This window comes from Fervidibacillus halotolerans (assembly GCF_026547205.1).
GTDB lineage: Bacteria > Bacillota > Bacilli > Bacillales > Caldibacillaceae > Fervidibacillus > Fervidibacillus halotolerans.
On the sequence record NZ_CP106877.1, the window covers coordinates 2602568 to 2617500 of the forward strand.

The window sequence follows — 14933 nt, forward strand, 5'->3', positions numbered from 1 at the left end:
TTGAAAGTCACTCTCCTTATTTTTAAGGTAGGTGACTTTTTCTTTCCTAACAATTATTTTCACAAAAATCTGGAAAAAATGGCAAATATCAAATAAAATGAAAACAAAGACCAAATAAAGGATGAAATGCCGTGAAAGTAAAAGTTATCGATTTAAAAGAAGGATATCGAATTATAGAAGATGTTAAAGGATTAACAAAGTATCCAATTGTTCCGAAAAAAACAATGGTAACGGAAGAAATTATCAAAGTGTTGAAAGCCTTTTCCATCGAAGAAGTAAATGTGGAAAGAGTAGCGAATCGAAAAATAAATGAAAAAATACTTGAAAAAAAACAGTGGGAAAAAAATTCCAATCGTCCTTTAGAAATAAAAGATCACCGAAATTCCTTTTTTCACCAATATGTAAAAGCTGTCGAATCCTATAAAAATCAATTTACGAATTGGCAGGCAGGGACTCCAATTAATATTAACCGTGTTCGACAAATGATGATTCCGCTAATAGAAGCTTTAGAGAACCACCCAATTCAATTATTACTATTACAAAATTATGTAAAAAAATCCGATTACTTATTTCACCATGCGGTTTCCACTGGTTTAATTTCCGCCTATATCGCTAAGCGTCTAAATTTAGAAAAAGGAGATATTATCCAAATTACTTTGGCCGGGTGTTTAAGTGATTGTGGAATGGCAAAAGTGAACCCGGAAATTTTACAAAGGGAAACTTTGACGGAAGAAGAGAAGGAAGAAATAAAAATGCATACGACGTACAGTTATAAAATGGTGAAAAATATTCCTTCTTTAAATGCAGCTGCCAAACTCGCTGTTTTTCAACATCATGAAAGATTAGATGGAAGCGGTTATCCTCTCGGTGAAAAGGGCGATCGTATCCATTTATATGCAAAAATTATCGCCATTAGTGACGTATACCATGCTGTCGTATGTGATCGGGTATATAAGGAGAAAAAATCCCCTTTTCAAGCCTTAGAAATATTAAATTATGAACAAATTGGTCAATTCGATTTAAAAATTGTAAAGACATTTACGAGTAGTATTATTTCCTTTTCCTTAAATGAATATGTAAAATTATCAAACGGACAAACGGCAAGGGTCATTTATATTCATCATCATGATCCGACAAGACCGGTTGTTAAAATTGAGGAGAGTGGTGAAATTATTTCTTTAGGAAAAAATAAAGAACTATATATCAAAGAAATTATTCAATAACAATGGGCAGAACAAAACGGATCATACTCCATCTATCCTTTTCCTACGATATTTGAACCATCGAATAAATATTCTTGAATTAGTAAAGGACATTTTACAAGGCAAATTCGTAAATAATGATAAATCAACGGATAATCAATCGTCGATTTTTGGGAAAACAGTTCCACCCACCATTCGATTTCATATCTAGCTAAAATGCTCAAATGGTAGAGCAATAAATAATGAATCATTAACTCTCGAAAAAGGAAAAGCCCTTTTTCATCTTCCATATAATAATATTGCTGATCCTTTATATTGAAACGAAAAGGTAATACTTCAAAGGGTGGATTTAATCGGTCAACTGTAAATGTCATACCGTTTTCAACCATTTGGAAAAGAGAAGGCTTATTTGAATTTTCGCCCAAAAATTCGAAAAAACGTCGTGGAGTCATGTGAAATGAATCAAACACGTCATCTGGAATTCGGACGTTTTTTTCGTCCACATAAGAAACGACAATCCTTTTTCTTTTTTTAAAAAACGGAGACATCTCAGGGATTTGGCTCATTAAATCAAATATTTTTATTTTTTTTCCTTCCAGTTGTTCCATATGAAACATTTTTTTACTGAAATGGGGAAAAAATCCATTTTTTTGTATTTTTATTTCATCCTTTAAATAAATAAAATCTTGTTTTTTTCGTTTACGGGTCGAAACTCCGTGGGCGAGGACTTTTACATTTTCAGGATAATTAGGATCTGTGACGAGTAATGCACCTTTTAACAAAAAGGAAAGTCCATAGAAAAGGGCAATCGGTTGAATGGACAGAGGGGTCTTTTCCGATAGGTGGAAAAAATTTTTCCCTTGTTCCATATGATAAATCAGTTTATAACTGTTTTCGTAACTTTTTCTTTGGGCAATGGAAGAATCATATTCATTGTATTTTTCCCATAGAAACTGTTGTGCGGTTTCTAAAGAGGAAATATATAACAGTTGATCCCAATATGGAAAAGGAATAGAAAAAACCAAAGAAAACCCTCCAAACTTTTCGAAAACTTCGAATTATCGACAGTTCCTTGACAGTCGGAAATGCAATTGATAACCTACTAATAATAATCTTCCAGGAGGGCTTGAAAAATATGTGGGAGGAAAAATTTGCTAAAGAAGGGTTAACCTTTGATGATGTATTGTTAATTCCTGCTAAATCGGACGTTTTACCGAGGGATGTTGATTTAAAAGTTCAGTTAACCGATACGTTAAAACTGAACATTCCAATCATCAGTGCTGGAATGGATACGGTGACGGAAGCAGAGATGGCCATTGCGATGGCAAGGGCGGGCGGACTAGGAATCATTCATAAAAATATGTCGATTGAAGAGCAAGCAGAACAAGTTGATCGGGTGAAACGTTCCGAAAATGGCGTGATTACCGATCCTTTTTATTTAACTCCTCGCCACCAAGTTTACGATGCGGAACATTTGATGGGGAAATACCGAATATCTGGGGTCCCAATCGTGAATAATGAAGAAGAATTAAAATTGGTCGGTATTCTTACAAATCGGGATTTACGTTTTATCGATGATTACTCCATCTATATTGAAGACGTTATGACAAAGGATCATCTCGTCACAGCTCCAGTTGGTACGACGATTGAACAAGCTCAAAAAATTCTCCAAAAACATAAAATCGAAAAATTACCATTGGTGGATGATCAAGGCACGTTAAAGGGATTAATTACGATTAAAGATATTGAAAAAGTAATCGAGTTTCCGAATGCTGCAAAGGATGACCAAGGTCGATTACTTGTTGGAGCGGCTGTTGGAATTTCAAAAGATACGTTAAAACGGGTGGAAAAATTAGTGGAAGCCCAAGTGGATGCTATCGTCATCGATACGGCCCATGGTCATTCCAAAGGTGTAATCGATATGGTCAAAACGATCAGAAAAATATATCCAAAGTTGAACATCATAGCAGGTAATGTAGCTACTGGTGAAGCGACGGAGGATTTGTTTGAAGCAGGTGCAGATGTAGTCAAAGTAGGAATTGGTCCTGGTTCCATCTGTACAACTCGGGTTGTTGCTGGTGTTGGAGTTCCACAAATTACCGCTGTTTACGATTGTGCAACGGTCGCGCGAAAACTAGGAAAAACCATTATTGCTGATGGGGGCATTAAGTATTCCGGTGACATTGTTAAAGCGCTAGCTGCAGGTGGACATGCTGTGATGCTTGGCGGATTGTTAGCAGGAACGAGTGAAAGCCCTGGAGAAACGGAAATTTTCCAAGGACGTCGTTTTAAAACATACCGGGGTATGGGTTCCCTTGCTTCTATGGAGAAAGGGTCAAATGACCGATATTTCCAAGAAGAAAATAAAAAATTTGTTCCAGAGGGAATTGAAGGAAGGGTTCCGTATAAAGGACCGGTAGCGGATATTTTATACCAACTTGTCGGAGGTATTCGTTCTGGAATGGGCTATTGTGGGGCGGAAAATTTATACGAACTTCGTGAAAATAGCCGATTTATTCGCATGTCCGGAGCAGGACTTCGGGAAAGTCATCCCCACGACGTTCAAATTACGAAGGAAGCTCCAAACTATTCGATTTAAGAATATAAGTTTTCTTAACAATCCAAAAGCAATGAATGCCTTTGGATTTTTTTTCTTACGTAATATGAAGGGGAATACAAATTCTGTTACGAACGAATCTATGATTTTTAAAAAAACTATGATAAACTTATCAAAGTAAAGAGCTGTTTGAACTTGGAGGGAATGAAATTGAACAAATCCAAAAAAATTCGCTATATGATCGTCCCAATCCTTTTTATATTCCTATTTAGTGTTTTTGGTAATCTGCAAGTTCAAGCCGATTCCGATCCATTGAATTTGAAAGGAAAGGCTGCGATTTTAATAGATGGAGAAACGGGAAAAATTTTGTATGAAAAAAATGCCGATGAACTTCTCGGTGTCGCCAGTATGTCAAAAATGATGACCGAGTACTTAGTTTTGGAAGCGATCCATGAAGGTCGAATTTCCTGGGATCAAGAAGTAACGATTAACGAATATATACATAAATTATCTGCAGCGCCCGGTCTTTCCAACGTCGGATTGACTCAAGGGGAAAAATACACGGTGCAAGAATTGTATGAGGCGATGGCCATTCATTCAGGAAATGCTGCAGCTGTAGCATTAGCAGAAGTCATTTCTGGTACGGAAACGAATTTTGTGAAATTGATGAACGAAAAGGCAGAAGAACTCGGGCTAGGAGATTATCATTTTGTCAATTCGACCGGTTTAAATAATTCCAGTTTACTCGGCAACTATCCGGAAGGAACAGATGAAAACGATGAAAATCAAATGTCTGCTCGAGCAACAGCGAAACTCGCTTACCGATTGATCCATGATTTCCCAGAAGTATTACAAACGGCAAGTAAATCGGAACTTGCTTTTCGGGATGGAAGAATTTATAAAAATTTCAACTGGATGTTGCCAGGATTGATATATGAATATGAAGGTATGGATGGTTTAAAAACCGGTTCTACCGATTTTGCTGGTTATTGTTTTACCGCCACTGCTGAACGAAATGGGAAACGATTTATCTCTGTCATTATGAATACAGCAAGTCAAAAGGAACGATTTGCTGAAACGGAAAAATTATTGAATTATGCTTTCAGTACGTTCACTGAAGAAGAATTATTTCCCGGAAATATGACGATTGAAGGAAATGAAACGATACCGGTTGTGAAAGGGAAAAAAGATTCGGTTAAAATCGCAACTGCACAACCGATTCGACTTGTTATAAAAAACGGTGAAAAAGAATTACACAAGCCTAAATTCGTAATCGATGAGAAAAAATTGAATGAAGAAGGCGAATTAACCGCACCTGTTAAAAAGGGAGATGTGATCGGTTATTTAACATATACGTATGACGGACAAGAGCTAGGTTTTATCGATGGCACTGAAACGATTAAAGTCGATGTCGTAGCGACAGAAACGGTGGAAAAGGCAAACGGATTTGTTTTGATGATGAGAGGAATCGGTGAGTTTTTCAGCAATTTATGGGAAGGAATTACGAAAACGATTGGAAGTTGGTTTTAAAGGATTATTTCCTATTAGAAACGGTTGATTTTCTTTCGAATTGGTCATATTATAATAAATAAAATCTAATTTGGAAAATCGATGAGAGGAAAAAGTAACAATTCATTCGTTTTCAGAGAGCTGATGGTTGGTGCAAATCAGTAACGAAGGATTGTGAATCCATCCTCGAGAGTGATGCGGAAAAGGATTATCCTGAGTATGCATCAACGGAATGGTCCGTTATCTTCAACGAGTGGAAAGCAAATTGGCTTTCAACTAGGGTGGCAACGCGGGAAAATAAACTCTCGTCCCTTTTGTGGGATGGGAGTTTTTCTTATTTGAAAATTACTTAAAATAATTAAAGCGGAGGGATCGAATTGTTCGATATTAAATTGTTAAGAACCAATTTTGAAGAGGTAAAGGAAAAATTAAAGCATCGGGGAGAAGATTTAACGGATTTGGAAAAATTTGGTGAATTAGACAAAAAACGTCGAAAATTAATTACAGAAAGTGAAAGCTTGAAAAATAAACGGAATGAAGTTTCTTCCCAGATTGCCATTTTGAAAAAGGAAAAGAAAGATACATGCGACCTGATTCAATCGATGCGGGAAGTAGGAGAAAAAATAAAACAATTGGATGAACAACTCAGGGAAGTGGAAAATGAATTAAATCTATTGATATTATCGATACCGAACATTCCCCATGAAAGTGTTCCGATCGGGGATAGTGAAGACGACAATGTTGAAATTCGAAAGTGGAAAGAAGTGCCACAATTTTCCTTTGAACCGAAGCCCCATTGGGAATTGGCGACGAATTTAGGAATTTTGGATTTTGAAAGGGCAGCGAAAGTTACGGGAAGTCGATTTACCTTTTATAAAGGAGCAGGTGCAAAATTAGAACGGGCATTAATCAATTTTATGCTCGATTTGCATATTGAAGAACACGGTTATGAAGAAATGCTCCCACCTTACTTAGTGAACCGAACGAGTTTAACAGGGACAGGTCAACTTCCAAAATTTGAAGAAGATGCGTTTCTTGTGGAAAAAGAAGATTATTTCCTAATTCCGACGGCGGAAGTTCCCGTTACAAATTATCATCGGGATGAGATTTTATCGGTAGAAGAGTTACCTAAAAAATATGTCGCCTATAGTGCATGTTTTCGTTCGGAAGCTGGATCTGCAGGAAGGGATACGAGGGGCTTGATCCGTCAGCATCAATTTAACAAAGTCGAGCTCGTAAAATTTGTCAAACCGGAAGACTCTTATGATGAGTTGGAAAAATTAGTCCGGGATGCGGAACGGGTATTACAATTATTGGAACTTCCGTATCGGGTGATGAATATGTGTACGGCTGATTTAGGTTTTACAGCCGCCAAAAAATACGACATTGAAGTTTGGCTTCCGAGTTACAATACGTATCGGGAAATTTCTTCTTGTAGTAATTTCGAAGCTTTCCAAGCCCGTAGAGCAAATATTCGTTTCCGACGGGATCCGAAGGCGAAACCAGAGTACGTCCATACGTTAAATGGATCTGGCTTGGCGATTGGTAGAACGGTGGCGGCCATTTTGGAAAACTATCAACAGGAAGATGGCAGTATTCTTATTCCGAACGTGTTGCGTCCGTATTTTGGAAAGGATGTTATTAAGTAAAACCATTTGTGTACCATATAAGGAAAAATTTTAAATGGTAAAAAGGAAAAACGATTTCCTAAGGGGAAAACATCTAGAAGGGCGAAAAGAAGTACGAATTCTTTTTCTGATGATGAACGGCTTCCCTTTCCTTGAAAATATCTTCCGTTGACCATTTTTTAAACTCGTGTTATTATGTATTTTGTGCTTGTTGGAGAATGACAGAAGTCTTGTTCATTGATCGTCTTGAAACGACTGGGAACGAACGTTTTATCACAAAAACACGCATAAATTGGAGAGCATGACAAAAGACTGTCTTTTAAAGATGATTATCTTTAATGACAGTCTTTTTTTTTAAAAAAAAAAGTGAAGTGGATCGATTATTTCCCTTTGTAAAGATGGGATTCTTTTAAAATATTGGAAGCTTTTTTCACAATTTCTTCAATAGCATCCTCATTTTTTAATAGATCATAATCGCAAATATTCAATCGTAATACCGGGCATGAATTAAAAGAATCGATCCAAGTTTCATAGCGACTATACAATTCTTTCCAATATTCAATCGGAGTATCCTGTTCCATTTTCCGTCCCCGTTGGTGAATACGATTGACGATATGGTCGAATGGCCCTTCTAAATAAATTAATAAATCAGGGTGATGAAAGTAAGGTGTCATGACCATCGCGTCAAACAGCCCCTTATACGTTTCATAATCGACCTTCGACATCGTCCCCTTTTCATAATGCATTTTGGCGAAAATACCAACATCTTCATAAATCGATCGATCTTGGACGAAACCGCCACCGTATTCAAAAATCTTCTTTTGTTCTTTAAACCGTTCAGCAAGGAAAAAGATTTGTAAATGAAAACTCCATCGCTTAAAATCGGAATAAAATTTATCCAAATACGGATTTGTATCCACCTTTTCGAAAGATGTACGGAAATTTAATGCATCGGCTAGGGCCTTTGTTAAAGTCGATTTTCCAACACCGACCGTACCGGCGATTGTGATGACGGCTGTACTTGGTATTTCATATTTTTCTCGTAAATTCATCGATTGTTTGCTCCTTTTGCTAATATAAATGTCACATCGTTTATGATTGAATGAAGGTCTTCTATATTGTTAACAAAATCGGTTGCATTTCCATCGATTCGCAAAATCGGTACGTTTGGATGATCCCTTTCAAATTGTTCGATAAATATCTCGTATTTTTCGGATAGTTGTTTTAAGTAATCAGGGCTAATCGACTTTTCAAAATTTCGCCCTCTTAAAGCGATTCGTTTTAACAATGTGTCTACGTTTGCATGAATATATATGACCATATTCGGTTCGGGTAAGCCTTCCGTTAATATGGAGTATATTTTTGCGTATTTCTCGTAATAATCCGATCGTAATGTTAATTGGGCAAAAATTAAATTTTTAAACATATGGAAATCCGATACCACAGGCTTATTCCATTGTAAAAAATGGTTTTGTATATCTTCCAATTGTTTAAAACGGTGGGTAAGAAAAAACATTTCCGTTTGGAATGCCCATTCGTCGATGTTTTCATAAAATTTTCCTAAATATGGATTTTCTTCGACGATCTCTTTTAATAAATAAAAATGAAAATGATTCGATAAGGCTTTTGCTAATGAGGTTTTTCCCGCCCCGATTGGTCCTTCGACGGCAATGAAGTTTGGATTCATTCTGTCCCCCTACGTTTTTTATTGACATTGTATCATAGCATTGGAAATGGGTCGAGGGGGTCGAGAAACTAGGGTGGGTCGAAGGAACCGGAACCTCAGTTCTTTCTATCTTTTCTCAACTGTAAAATTTTCTTGTATTAAAAGCCAATTTTGTGGAAAAGAAAGACCGAGCTTCCAATAACTCATTCCTCGTAAATTCAATTCTTTAATTAAATCAAATTTTGCTTGAATGCTCCGGGCGTCCTCAAACCACACCCGATGATTTCTTCCATTTTCGTCTATATAATCGAAAAAAGGAGCTTGGGAGCGAACATCATATTGTATGGGTACATTTTTTTGTGCGGCGAGTTTGATTGCTTGCTGGGGACTTACAGCACTTGCCACATCTCCCTTTTTGAAAGGAAGGATCCAGTCATATCCGTATAAATTTTGGCCCATAAATATTTTTTGCGGCGGAATTTCAGTAACCGCATATTCCAACACTTCTCGTACCGGACCAATGGGTGAAACGGCCATCGGAGGTCCACCACTATACCCCCATTCGTACGTCATGATGACGACAAAGTCAACGATTTCCCCGTGGGCTCGATAATCGTGAGCTTCGTACCATTTCCCCTTTTGATCCGCACTCGTTTTCGGGGCTAAGGCCGTTGAAACTAACCAACCTTCTTTTGAAAAACGAGCTTTTGCCTTTCGTAAAAAATTGTTATAAGCTTGCCGATCTTCTGGACGTAAATATTCAAAATCGAAGTGAATATCTCGAAATCCTTGTTTTTTCGCGGTTGTTATGATGTTATTGAATAAATTTTCTTGCACCTGTTCGTCGTTCAAAATTATTTTTCCCAGTTCATCACTAAATTGATCGTTCTCTTTATTCGTAATGACCATCATTAATAAGTTTCGATTTGCAGTAGCAATTTGTGGAAACTGATTGAGCGGTGGCTCGCGTAAACTGCCATCTCGAAGCACTTCATAACTAAATGGAGCTAAATAGGTTAAATAAGGGGCAGCTTCTCGGGCACTATTTTCTAAAGCAGGTGTAACGGTCGTTCGAGGTTCAATATATGCATTAAACTCCCTGGACGTTTTTTGAGTAGGAGGAATGTATAGTCGTGTTCCAATTTGTAACGGCTGTATAAGTGAAATTCGATTAATTTCCGCTAATTCCTGATAAGATATTCCAAATTTTAAACCGATGGACCAAAGGCTATCTCCCGGTTGAACCCAATAAAAACTTCCGATAATCGGGATCACTAACGTTTGACCGACAACGAGTCGGTTCGGATTTGGAATTTCATTAGCCTCCACTAAATTATTGACCGTCGTACTGTATGCTTGGGCGATTCCAAATAAGGATTGACCGGGTTGAACAACATGAATTTGCATAGTCATCCCTCCACGATTGGCGCTATAAAAATTGTATGAAAAGAAATAGGAAAAATGATATAATGAAAAAAATTTTGTTAGAAGACATGTATTTTAAGGAGATTCGTATGGAAGAACGGGATCAATATTATATGAGTCTCGCTTTAGAGGAAGCGAAAAAAGCGGGTGAAGAAAATGAAGTACCGATCGGTTGTGTCATCGTCGTGGGGGATGAGGTCATTGCAAAAGGAAGAAATGTAAGGGAATCGAAACAAAATGCATTAGGACATGCGGAAATCATCGCGATTCATGAAGCGTGTGAGAAACTCGGAACATGGCGATTGGAAGATGCGGAATTATATGTCACGTTGGAACCTTGTCCAATGTGCGCCGGTGCGATGGTCCAATCTCGTATAAAACGGGTCGTCTACGGGGCATCGGATCCGAAGGCAGGATGTGGCGGGACATTGATGAATTTATTACAAGAAGACCGCTTTAATCATCAATGTGATGTAAAAAAAGGTGTATTAGAGGAATCATGCTCGAACATATTGACGGACTTTTTCAAAAAAATTCGAAAACAAAAAGGAAAGAAAAAGGAAGAAGGGAATAATTAACACGAAAGGTACATTGCATTTTACTTCAGTTATATTGTATAATATAAATTACCGTGCTAGGTGGGGAGGTAGCGGTGCCCTGTACCCGCAATCCGCTCTAGCGGGACTGAACTCCTTCCCTAGGCTGTCCAATTGTAGGGTCTGTCTTTTGTAAGTGGTGTTGACGTTTGGGTCCTACGCAATGGGAATCCATGAACCATGTCAGGTCCGGAAGGAAGCAGCATTAAGTGGACGCTCCCATGTGCCGTAGGGTTGCCTGAACCGAGCTAACTGCAAAAGCAACGCCTATGGTTGGCTGTCGAAGGAAGGTGCACGGTTTTATACATAAGGAAAAAGATACACCCAAAAGGGTGTTTTTTTTATAGTAAAAGAAACATTCTTTGCGTTATAATAAAAAGAATGAAGGATTTTTAAGTCGATTTTTTTAATGGAGGGTTTTTTGTATGGGCTACCAAGCGTTATATCGGGTTTGGCGACCGCAAAATTTTGAAGATGTTGTAGGTCAAAAGCATGTAACAAAAACATTACAAAATGCCCTCATGCAAGGAAAAATTTCCCACGCTTATCTTTTTACTGGTCCGAGGGGAACAGGGAAGACGAGCGCTGCGAAAATTTTGGCAAAGGCGGTAAACTGCGTAAATCCTCAGTCGGGAGAACCTTGTAATGAATGTGATATTTGTAAAGGGATATCCGACGGTTCCATTCCTGATTGTATCGAAATTGATGCGGCTTCCAACAGTGGCGTGAATGAAATACGAGATATTCGGGATAAAGTGAAATATGCACCGAATGTTGCAAAATATAAAGTATATATTATCGATGAAGTTCATATGCTTTCCATCGAAGCCTTTAATGCATTATTAAAAACGTTAGAGGAACCGCCGAAACATGTCATCTTTATTTTAGCGACGACGGAACCGCATAAAATTCCTTCGACTATTATATCCAGATGTCAACGATTTGATTTTAAGCGGATTCCCCCGCAAGCAATCGCAGACCGAATGCAACATATTTTAAATAATTCTGGCCAAGCGTACGAAGAGGAAGCCCTCCATTTAATTGCCAGGGTAGCTGAAGGCGGAATGCGGGACGCCTTAAGTTTATTAGATCAAGCGGTATCCTTCAGCGAAAATAAACTAACCGTTCAAGATGCCTTACTAATTACCGGTTCCATCTCTCAACAGAAATTGAATGAATTGGCAATGGCTATCATTGAAGAAGAACCGGAAAAATCGATTCAAACGTTACATGATCTTCTTTCGGAAGGAAAGGATCCGTCCCGAATCATTGAAGATTTGATTACTTATTTTCGGGATTTATTACTTTATCAAAGTTCTCCAGGAATGAAAGATTATTTGGAACGGGCGATCGTCGACGAAACGTTTATTCGATTAGCTGAAAGTTTTGCCAAAGATCGAATATTTCATATTATTCACGAGCTAAATCGAGCCCAACAAGAAATGAAGTGGACGAACCATGCGAAAATTTATTTGGAAGTGTATTTGGTTAAACTAAGTCAAGGAGAAACGGAAACGCTCAATTCATCGGTTAAAGAACAAATCGATTTATTAAATGACAAAATTCTCTCATTAGAACAGGAAATCCAAAAGCTTAAGAACTTAAAAACTTCTCAACCGTACGAACAAGAGGAAAGTGTAAAAAAACAAAGCACACACCCGATTCAAAAAGGAACATTCAAAGCCCCGGTTGGAAAAATCGAAAATATTTTAGCGAATGCCACGAAGCAAAACTTACATATGGTAAGATCAAACTGGGGTCAACTCCTAGAAAAATTGAAACGATCCCATTCGGCATTGTTGAATGATGCAGAACCAGTCGCCGCATCCGATCGAGGTTGTGTTGTGAAATTCAAATATGAAATCCATTGCCAAATGGCGATGAATAACGGGGAATTTGTTCAAATCATGAATTCGATGTTGACAAAATTATTTCAAAAACAGGTAGAACTAATTGGTGTGCCGGAAGACCAGTGGATAGTGATCCGAAAATCCTTTTTAAGTCAGCATCGAGACCTCGTAAAAGGTCAATCGAATGAACAGACAGAAGATGAACCGTTAATCGAAGAGGCGAGGAAACTCGTTGGAGAAGATTTATTAGAAATAAAAGATTAAACAGGAGGGATTTGCCATGCGTGGAATGGGAAATATGCAAAACGTTATGAAGCAAATGCAAAAAATGCAAAGGAAAATGCAAGAGGAACAAGAAAAGCTCGCTGAGGAACGGGTAGAAGGAACGGCCGGTGGTGACGTTGTAAAAGTGATCGTATCTGGCCATAAAGAAGTATTAGAGGTCCAAATCGATGAAGAAGTCGTCGATCCGGAAGACGTGGAAACATTACAAGACTTGATTGTCATCGCAACGAACGATGCGTTATCGAAAGTAGATAAATTAACGGAACAACGGATGGGACAGTTTACGAAAGGGTTGAATATCCCTGGCTTGTTTTAATTAGGAGGCTTTTCTTTCGATGTATTACCCGGAACAAATTACAAAACTAATCGACAGTTTTATGAAATTACCTGGCATCGGTCCGAAAACAGCAACGAGACTCGCTTTTCACGTGTTGACGATGAAAGAAGATACAGTGTTGGAATTTGCCAAAGCATTAGTCAATGCAAAACGAAATTTAACATATTGTTCTGTATGTGGACATATTACCGACCGGGATCCGTGTTATATTTGTGAAGACAGTCATCGGGATAAGTCCGTTATTTGTGTCGTCCAAGATCCGAAAGACGTGATCGCCATGGAAAAAATGAAGGAATATAACGGTCTTTATCATGTATTACACGGATCAATTTCCCCGATGGAAGGAATTGGACCGGAAGATATTAATATTCCCGGTTTGTTAAAAAGACTGCAAGATGACCAAATTCAAGAATTGATTTTGGCGACAAATCCAAATATTGAAGGGGAAGCGACGGCTATGTACATCGCCAAGCTCGTCAAACCTTCTGGAATAAAAGTCACGCGAATAGCCCATGGGCTTCCGGTAGGCGGTGACTTGGAGTATGCCGATGAAGTCACCTTATCGAAAGCGTTAGAAGGAAGAAGGGAATTATAAACAAATGAGGAGCATTTGCATCCAAGAAAACTTCCTTCATTGAAAACTTCCTTCATTTTACTATTTCCTTTTCGATAGGAATAAAGAAGCATTCGAAAACCATAGGAAAAAAGGCATAATGAATTGCCTTGAAACTATGGTTTTTTTACGTTTTATGAAAAAAATAAAAGAAAAGGAGAATGACTATGCAATTATTCGAAGTCCAACGTAAAATTAAGAAATTTACAGAGGATAAACAGATCAACTCCCCCGTTGAAATACGAATCTTGGATTTAGCTTCCGAGGTGGGAGAACTTTCGAAAGAAGTTTTAAAATCTACAAATTATGGGGAGAAGGAATTTAAAAAGACGAAGGGATGGGATAATGAAATTGGCGATGTACTTTTTTCGATCATTTGTATCGCCAATGAAACGGATACAAATTTAGAAGATAGCTTAAATCTTGTACTTGAAAAATACGAAAAAAGATTTGCGAGTAAAGGAAATATTGGATCTTGTAGATAAAAAGAATTGGAAACATACATCAATAAACGGTGCCAATTGAATCCTAACTTAAGTGAAATTTTTCCAGCAAAAGAGGAAAAAGTACGGTAAAAAAGTGACGAAACGAAATTGGATACATCCAAAATATTTATTTCTGAAAGGGATACTTAAGGTATATAAAAGCTTTCGGTGTCCCTTTAAGTAATTGATAATCGGTTTCGTTTTTAAAAAATTTTTAGATTTAGTTTGTTAAATAATATCACAAATTAAAAATTTATTTGTTACAACGCTGCATAGATTTACCATTTTTTTTAACTATAAATTTACTTATTTCATTAATCTGATAATCGTTTTAAAGAGGGAATGATTGAAAGCGATTGCGAAATTGCATTTATGAAGCATTAGGAAAGGAGATGTGATGATGTTTTCTGTCCTCGCAAGTGGCCTGCTATGTGGCCTGTGGGCTTATATAGCACCGGTGTTCGGTTTGTATACATGGGCAGGATTTGCCGGTTGTACTACATTTTTTTGCAATTGGAAAAGGTGGTGTAAACGGTTTATTAAAGGCGATTCTTTGTAATTTGACTGGATTTGGTTGTGCGATCATGATTATTTGATTGTCTGAAGTAACTCCCATTCCTTACGGGGTTGCCGTCTGTAGCGGTCTAGTAACGGCGCTTATGTGTCTATTAGGAAGACTAAAGATGATTAATTATATACTAGGAATTTTTATCGGTTGTTTTTCTACTTTTGCAGCAAATGGTGATTGGATAATATTGTTAATTTCTTTATTTAGTATTA

15 protein-coding genes, 1 other RNA gene and 1 other annotated feature (1 of these 17 cut by a window edge) are annotated in these 14933 nt (G+C 37.6%); of the genes, 12 read left to right on the top strand and 4 right to left on the bottom strand.

Going from position 1 to position 14933, the window contains the following annotated elements:
- Positions 1–131 precede the first annotated feature (131 nt).
- On the top strand, positions 132–1223 hold the full coding sequence (locus OE105_RS12185; protein ID WP_275420443.1) for an HD-GYP domain-containing protein: 1092 nt from the start codon (positions 132–134) through the stop codon (positions 1221–1223).
- A gap of 32 nt (positions 1224–1255) precedes the next feature.
- On the opposite strand, the gene OE105_RS12190 is transcribed toward OE105_RS12185, so the two are convergent.
- Entirely contained in the window at positions 1256–2227 is a 972-nt protein-coding gene (locus tag OE105_RS12190) for a YaaC family protein (protein WP_275420444.1), read from the bottom strand.
- Positions 2228–2337: 110 nt separating this feature from the next.
- Here OE105_RS12190 and guaB point away from each other — a divergent pair, with 110 nt between their 5' ends.
- From guaB to serS, 3 genes are all read left to right on the top strand, one after another.
- Positions 2338–3801: an IMP dehydrogenase gene (guaB, locus tag OE105_RS12195; protein ID WP_275420445.1), complete on the top strand. Its 1464-nt coding sequence runs from the start codon at positions 2338–2340 to the stop codon at positions 3799–3801.
- A 162-nt stretch (positions 3802–3963) separates the two neighbouring features.
- Entirely contained in the window at positions 3964–5289 is a 1326-nt protein-coding gene (locus tag OE105_RS12200; RefSeq protein ID WP_275420446.1) for a serine hydrolase, read from the top strand.
- A gap of 72 nt (positions 5290–5361) precedes the next feature.
- Positions 5362–5584: a binding site (T-box leader), on the top strand.
- Between the two features lie 61 nt (positions 5585–5645).
- On the top strand, positions 5646–6917 hold the full coding sequence (gene serS, locus OE105_RS12205) for a serine--tRNA ligase (RefSeq protein ID WP_275420447.1): 1272 nt from the start codon (positions 5646–5648) through the stop codon (positions 6915–6917).
- Positions 6918–7276: 359 nt separating this feature from the next.
- Here the strand turns inward: serS and OE105_RS12210 are convergent, their stop codons facing one another.
- The 3 genes from OE105_RS12210 to OE105_RS12220 all read right to left on the bottom strand — a co-directional run bounded on the left by OE105_RS12210 (position 7277) and on the right by OE105_RS12220 (position 9969).
- The gene (locus OE105_RS12210; protein WP_275420448.1) at positions 7277–7948 is read right to left on the bottom strand and encodes a deoxynucleoside kinase; all 672 of its coding nucleotides are present in this window, start codon (positions 7946–7948) and stop codon (positions 7277–7279) included.
- Entirely contained in the window at positions 7945–8583 is a 639-nt protein-coding gene (locus OE105_RS12215; RefSeq protein ID WP_275420449.1) for a deoxynucleoside kinase, read from the bottom strand. Before OE105_RS12215 ends, OE105_RS12210 begins: the two co-directional genes overlap by 4 nt.
- Before the next feature lie 105 nt (positions 8584–8688).
- On the bottom strand, positions 8689–9969 hold the full coding sequence (locus tag OE105_RS12220) for a glycoside hydrolase family 18 protein (protein ID WP_275420450.1): 1281 nt from the start codon (positions 9967–9969) through the stop codon (positions 8689–8691).
- Positions 9970–10031: 62 nt separating this feature from the next.
- Between OE105_RS12220 and tadA the strand changes: the two genes are divergently transcribed.
- The 8 genes from tadA to OE105_RS12260 all read left to right on the top strand — a co-directional run.
- On the top strand, positions 10032–10565 hold the full coding sequence (gene tadA, locus OE105_RS12225; protein ID WP_275420451.1) for a tRNA adenosine(34) deaminase TadA: 534 nt from the start codon (positions 10032–10034) through the stop codon (positions 10563–10565).
- Positions 10566–10616: 51 nt separating this feature from the next.
- An RNA gene (gene ffs, locus OE105_RS12230) (signal recognition particle sRNA large type) lies at positions 10617–10881 on the top strand.
- Positions 10882–11008: 127 nt separating this feature from the next.
- Complete coding sequence (gene dnaX, locus OE105_RS12235; protein ID WP_275420452.1) at positions 11009–12697, top strand: DNA polymerase III subunit gamma/tau; 1689 nt, start codon at positions 11009–11011, stop codon at positions 12695–12697.
- 16 nt (positions 12698–12713) lie between these two features.
- Positions 12714–13034 (top strand): YbaB/EbfC family nucleoid-associated protein, encoded by a 321-nt coding sequence (locus OE105_RS12240; protein WP_275420453.1) that lies wholly within the window; start codon positions 12714–12716, stop codon positions 13032–13034.
- Between the two features lie 19 nt (positions 13035–13053).
- Positions 13054–13650, top strand: a complete 597-nt coding sequence (gene recR, locus OE105_RS12245; protein ID WP_275420454.1) for a recombination mediator RecR — start codon at positions 13054–13056, stop codon at positions 13648–13650.
- 185 nt (positions 13651–13835) lie between these two features.
- Positions 13836–14153, top strand: coding sequence for a MazG nucleotide pyrophosphohydrolase domain-containing protein (locus tag OE105_RS12250; protein WP_275420455.1), 318 nt, complete (start codon positions 13836–13838; stop codon positions 14151–14153).
- 400 nt (positions 14154–14553) lie between these two features.
- Positions 14554–14712, top strand: a complete 159-nt coding sequence (locus tag OE105_RS12255; RefSeq protein ID WP_275420456.1) for a DUF1097 family protein — start codon at positions 14554–14556, stop codon at positions 14710–14712.
- A 124-nt stretch (positions 14713–14836) separates the two neighbouring features.
- Positions 14837–14933, top strand: partial view of a hypothetical protein gene (locus OE105_RS12260; RefSeq protein ID WP_275420457.1) — the 5' portion only. The gene runs 41 nt beyond the window's last position; the window shows 97 of its 138 coding nt (coding positions 1–97); its start codon is at positions 14837–14839; the stop codon falls past the right edge of the window.

Bases quoted from the DNA above. Each gene is read 5' to 3' on its own strand.
- OE105_RS12255 (WP_275420456.1), top strand. From the start codon at position 14,554: ATGTTTTCTGTCCTCGCAAGTGGCCTGCTATGTGGCCTGTGGGCTTAT.
- guaB (WP_275420445.1), top strand. From the start codon at position 2,338: ATGTGGGAGGAAAAATTTGCTAAAGAAGGGTTAACCTTTGATGATGTA.
- OE105_RS12215 (WP_275420449.1), bottom strand. From the start codon at position 8,583: ATGAATCCAAACTTCATTGCCGTCGAAGGACCAATCGGGGCGGGAAAA.
- recR (WP_275420454.1), top strand. From the start codon at position 13,054: ATGTATTACCCGGAACAAATTACAAAACTAATCGACAGTTTTATGAAA.
- OE105_RS12240 (WP_275420453.1), top strand. From the start codon at position 12,714: ATGCGTGGAATGGGAAATATGCAAAACGTTATGAAGCAAATGCAAAAA.
- OE105_RS12200 (WP_275420446.1), top strand. From the start codon at position 3,964: ATGAAATTGAACAAATCCAAAAAAATTCGCTATATGATCGTCCCAATC.
- OE105_RS12220 (WP_275420450.1), bottom strand. From the start codon at position 9,969: ATGCAAATTCATGTTGTTCAACCCGGTCAATCCTTATTTGGAATCGCC.
- OE105_RS12210 (WP_275420448.1), bottom strand. From the start codon at position 7,948: ATGAATTTACGAGAAAAATATGAAATACCAAGTACAGCCGTCATCACA.
- dnaX (WP_275420452.1), top strand. From the start codon at position 11,009: ATGGGCTACCAAGCGTTATATCGGGTTTGGCGACCGCAAAATTTTGAA.
- OE105_RS12250 (WP_275420455.1), top strand. From the start codon at position 13,836: ATGCAATTATTCGAAGTCCAACGTAAAATTAAGAAATTTACAGAGGAT.
- tadA (WP_275420451.1), top strand. From the start codon at position 10,032: ATGAAAAAAATTTTGTTAGAAGACATGTATTTTAAGGAGATTCGTATG.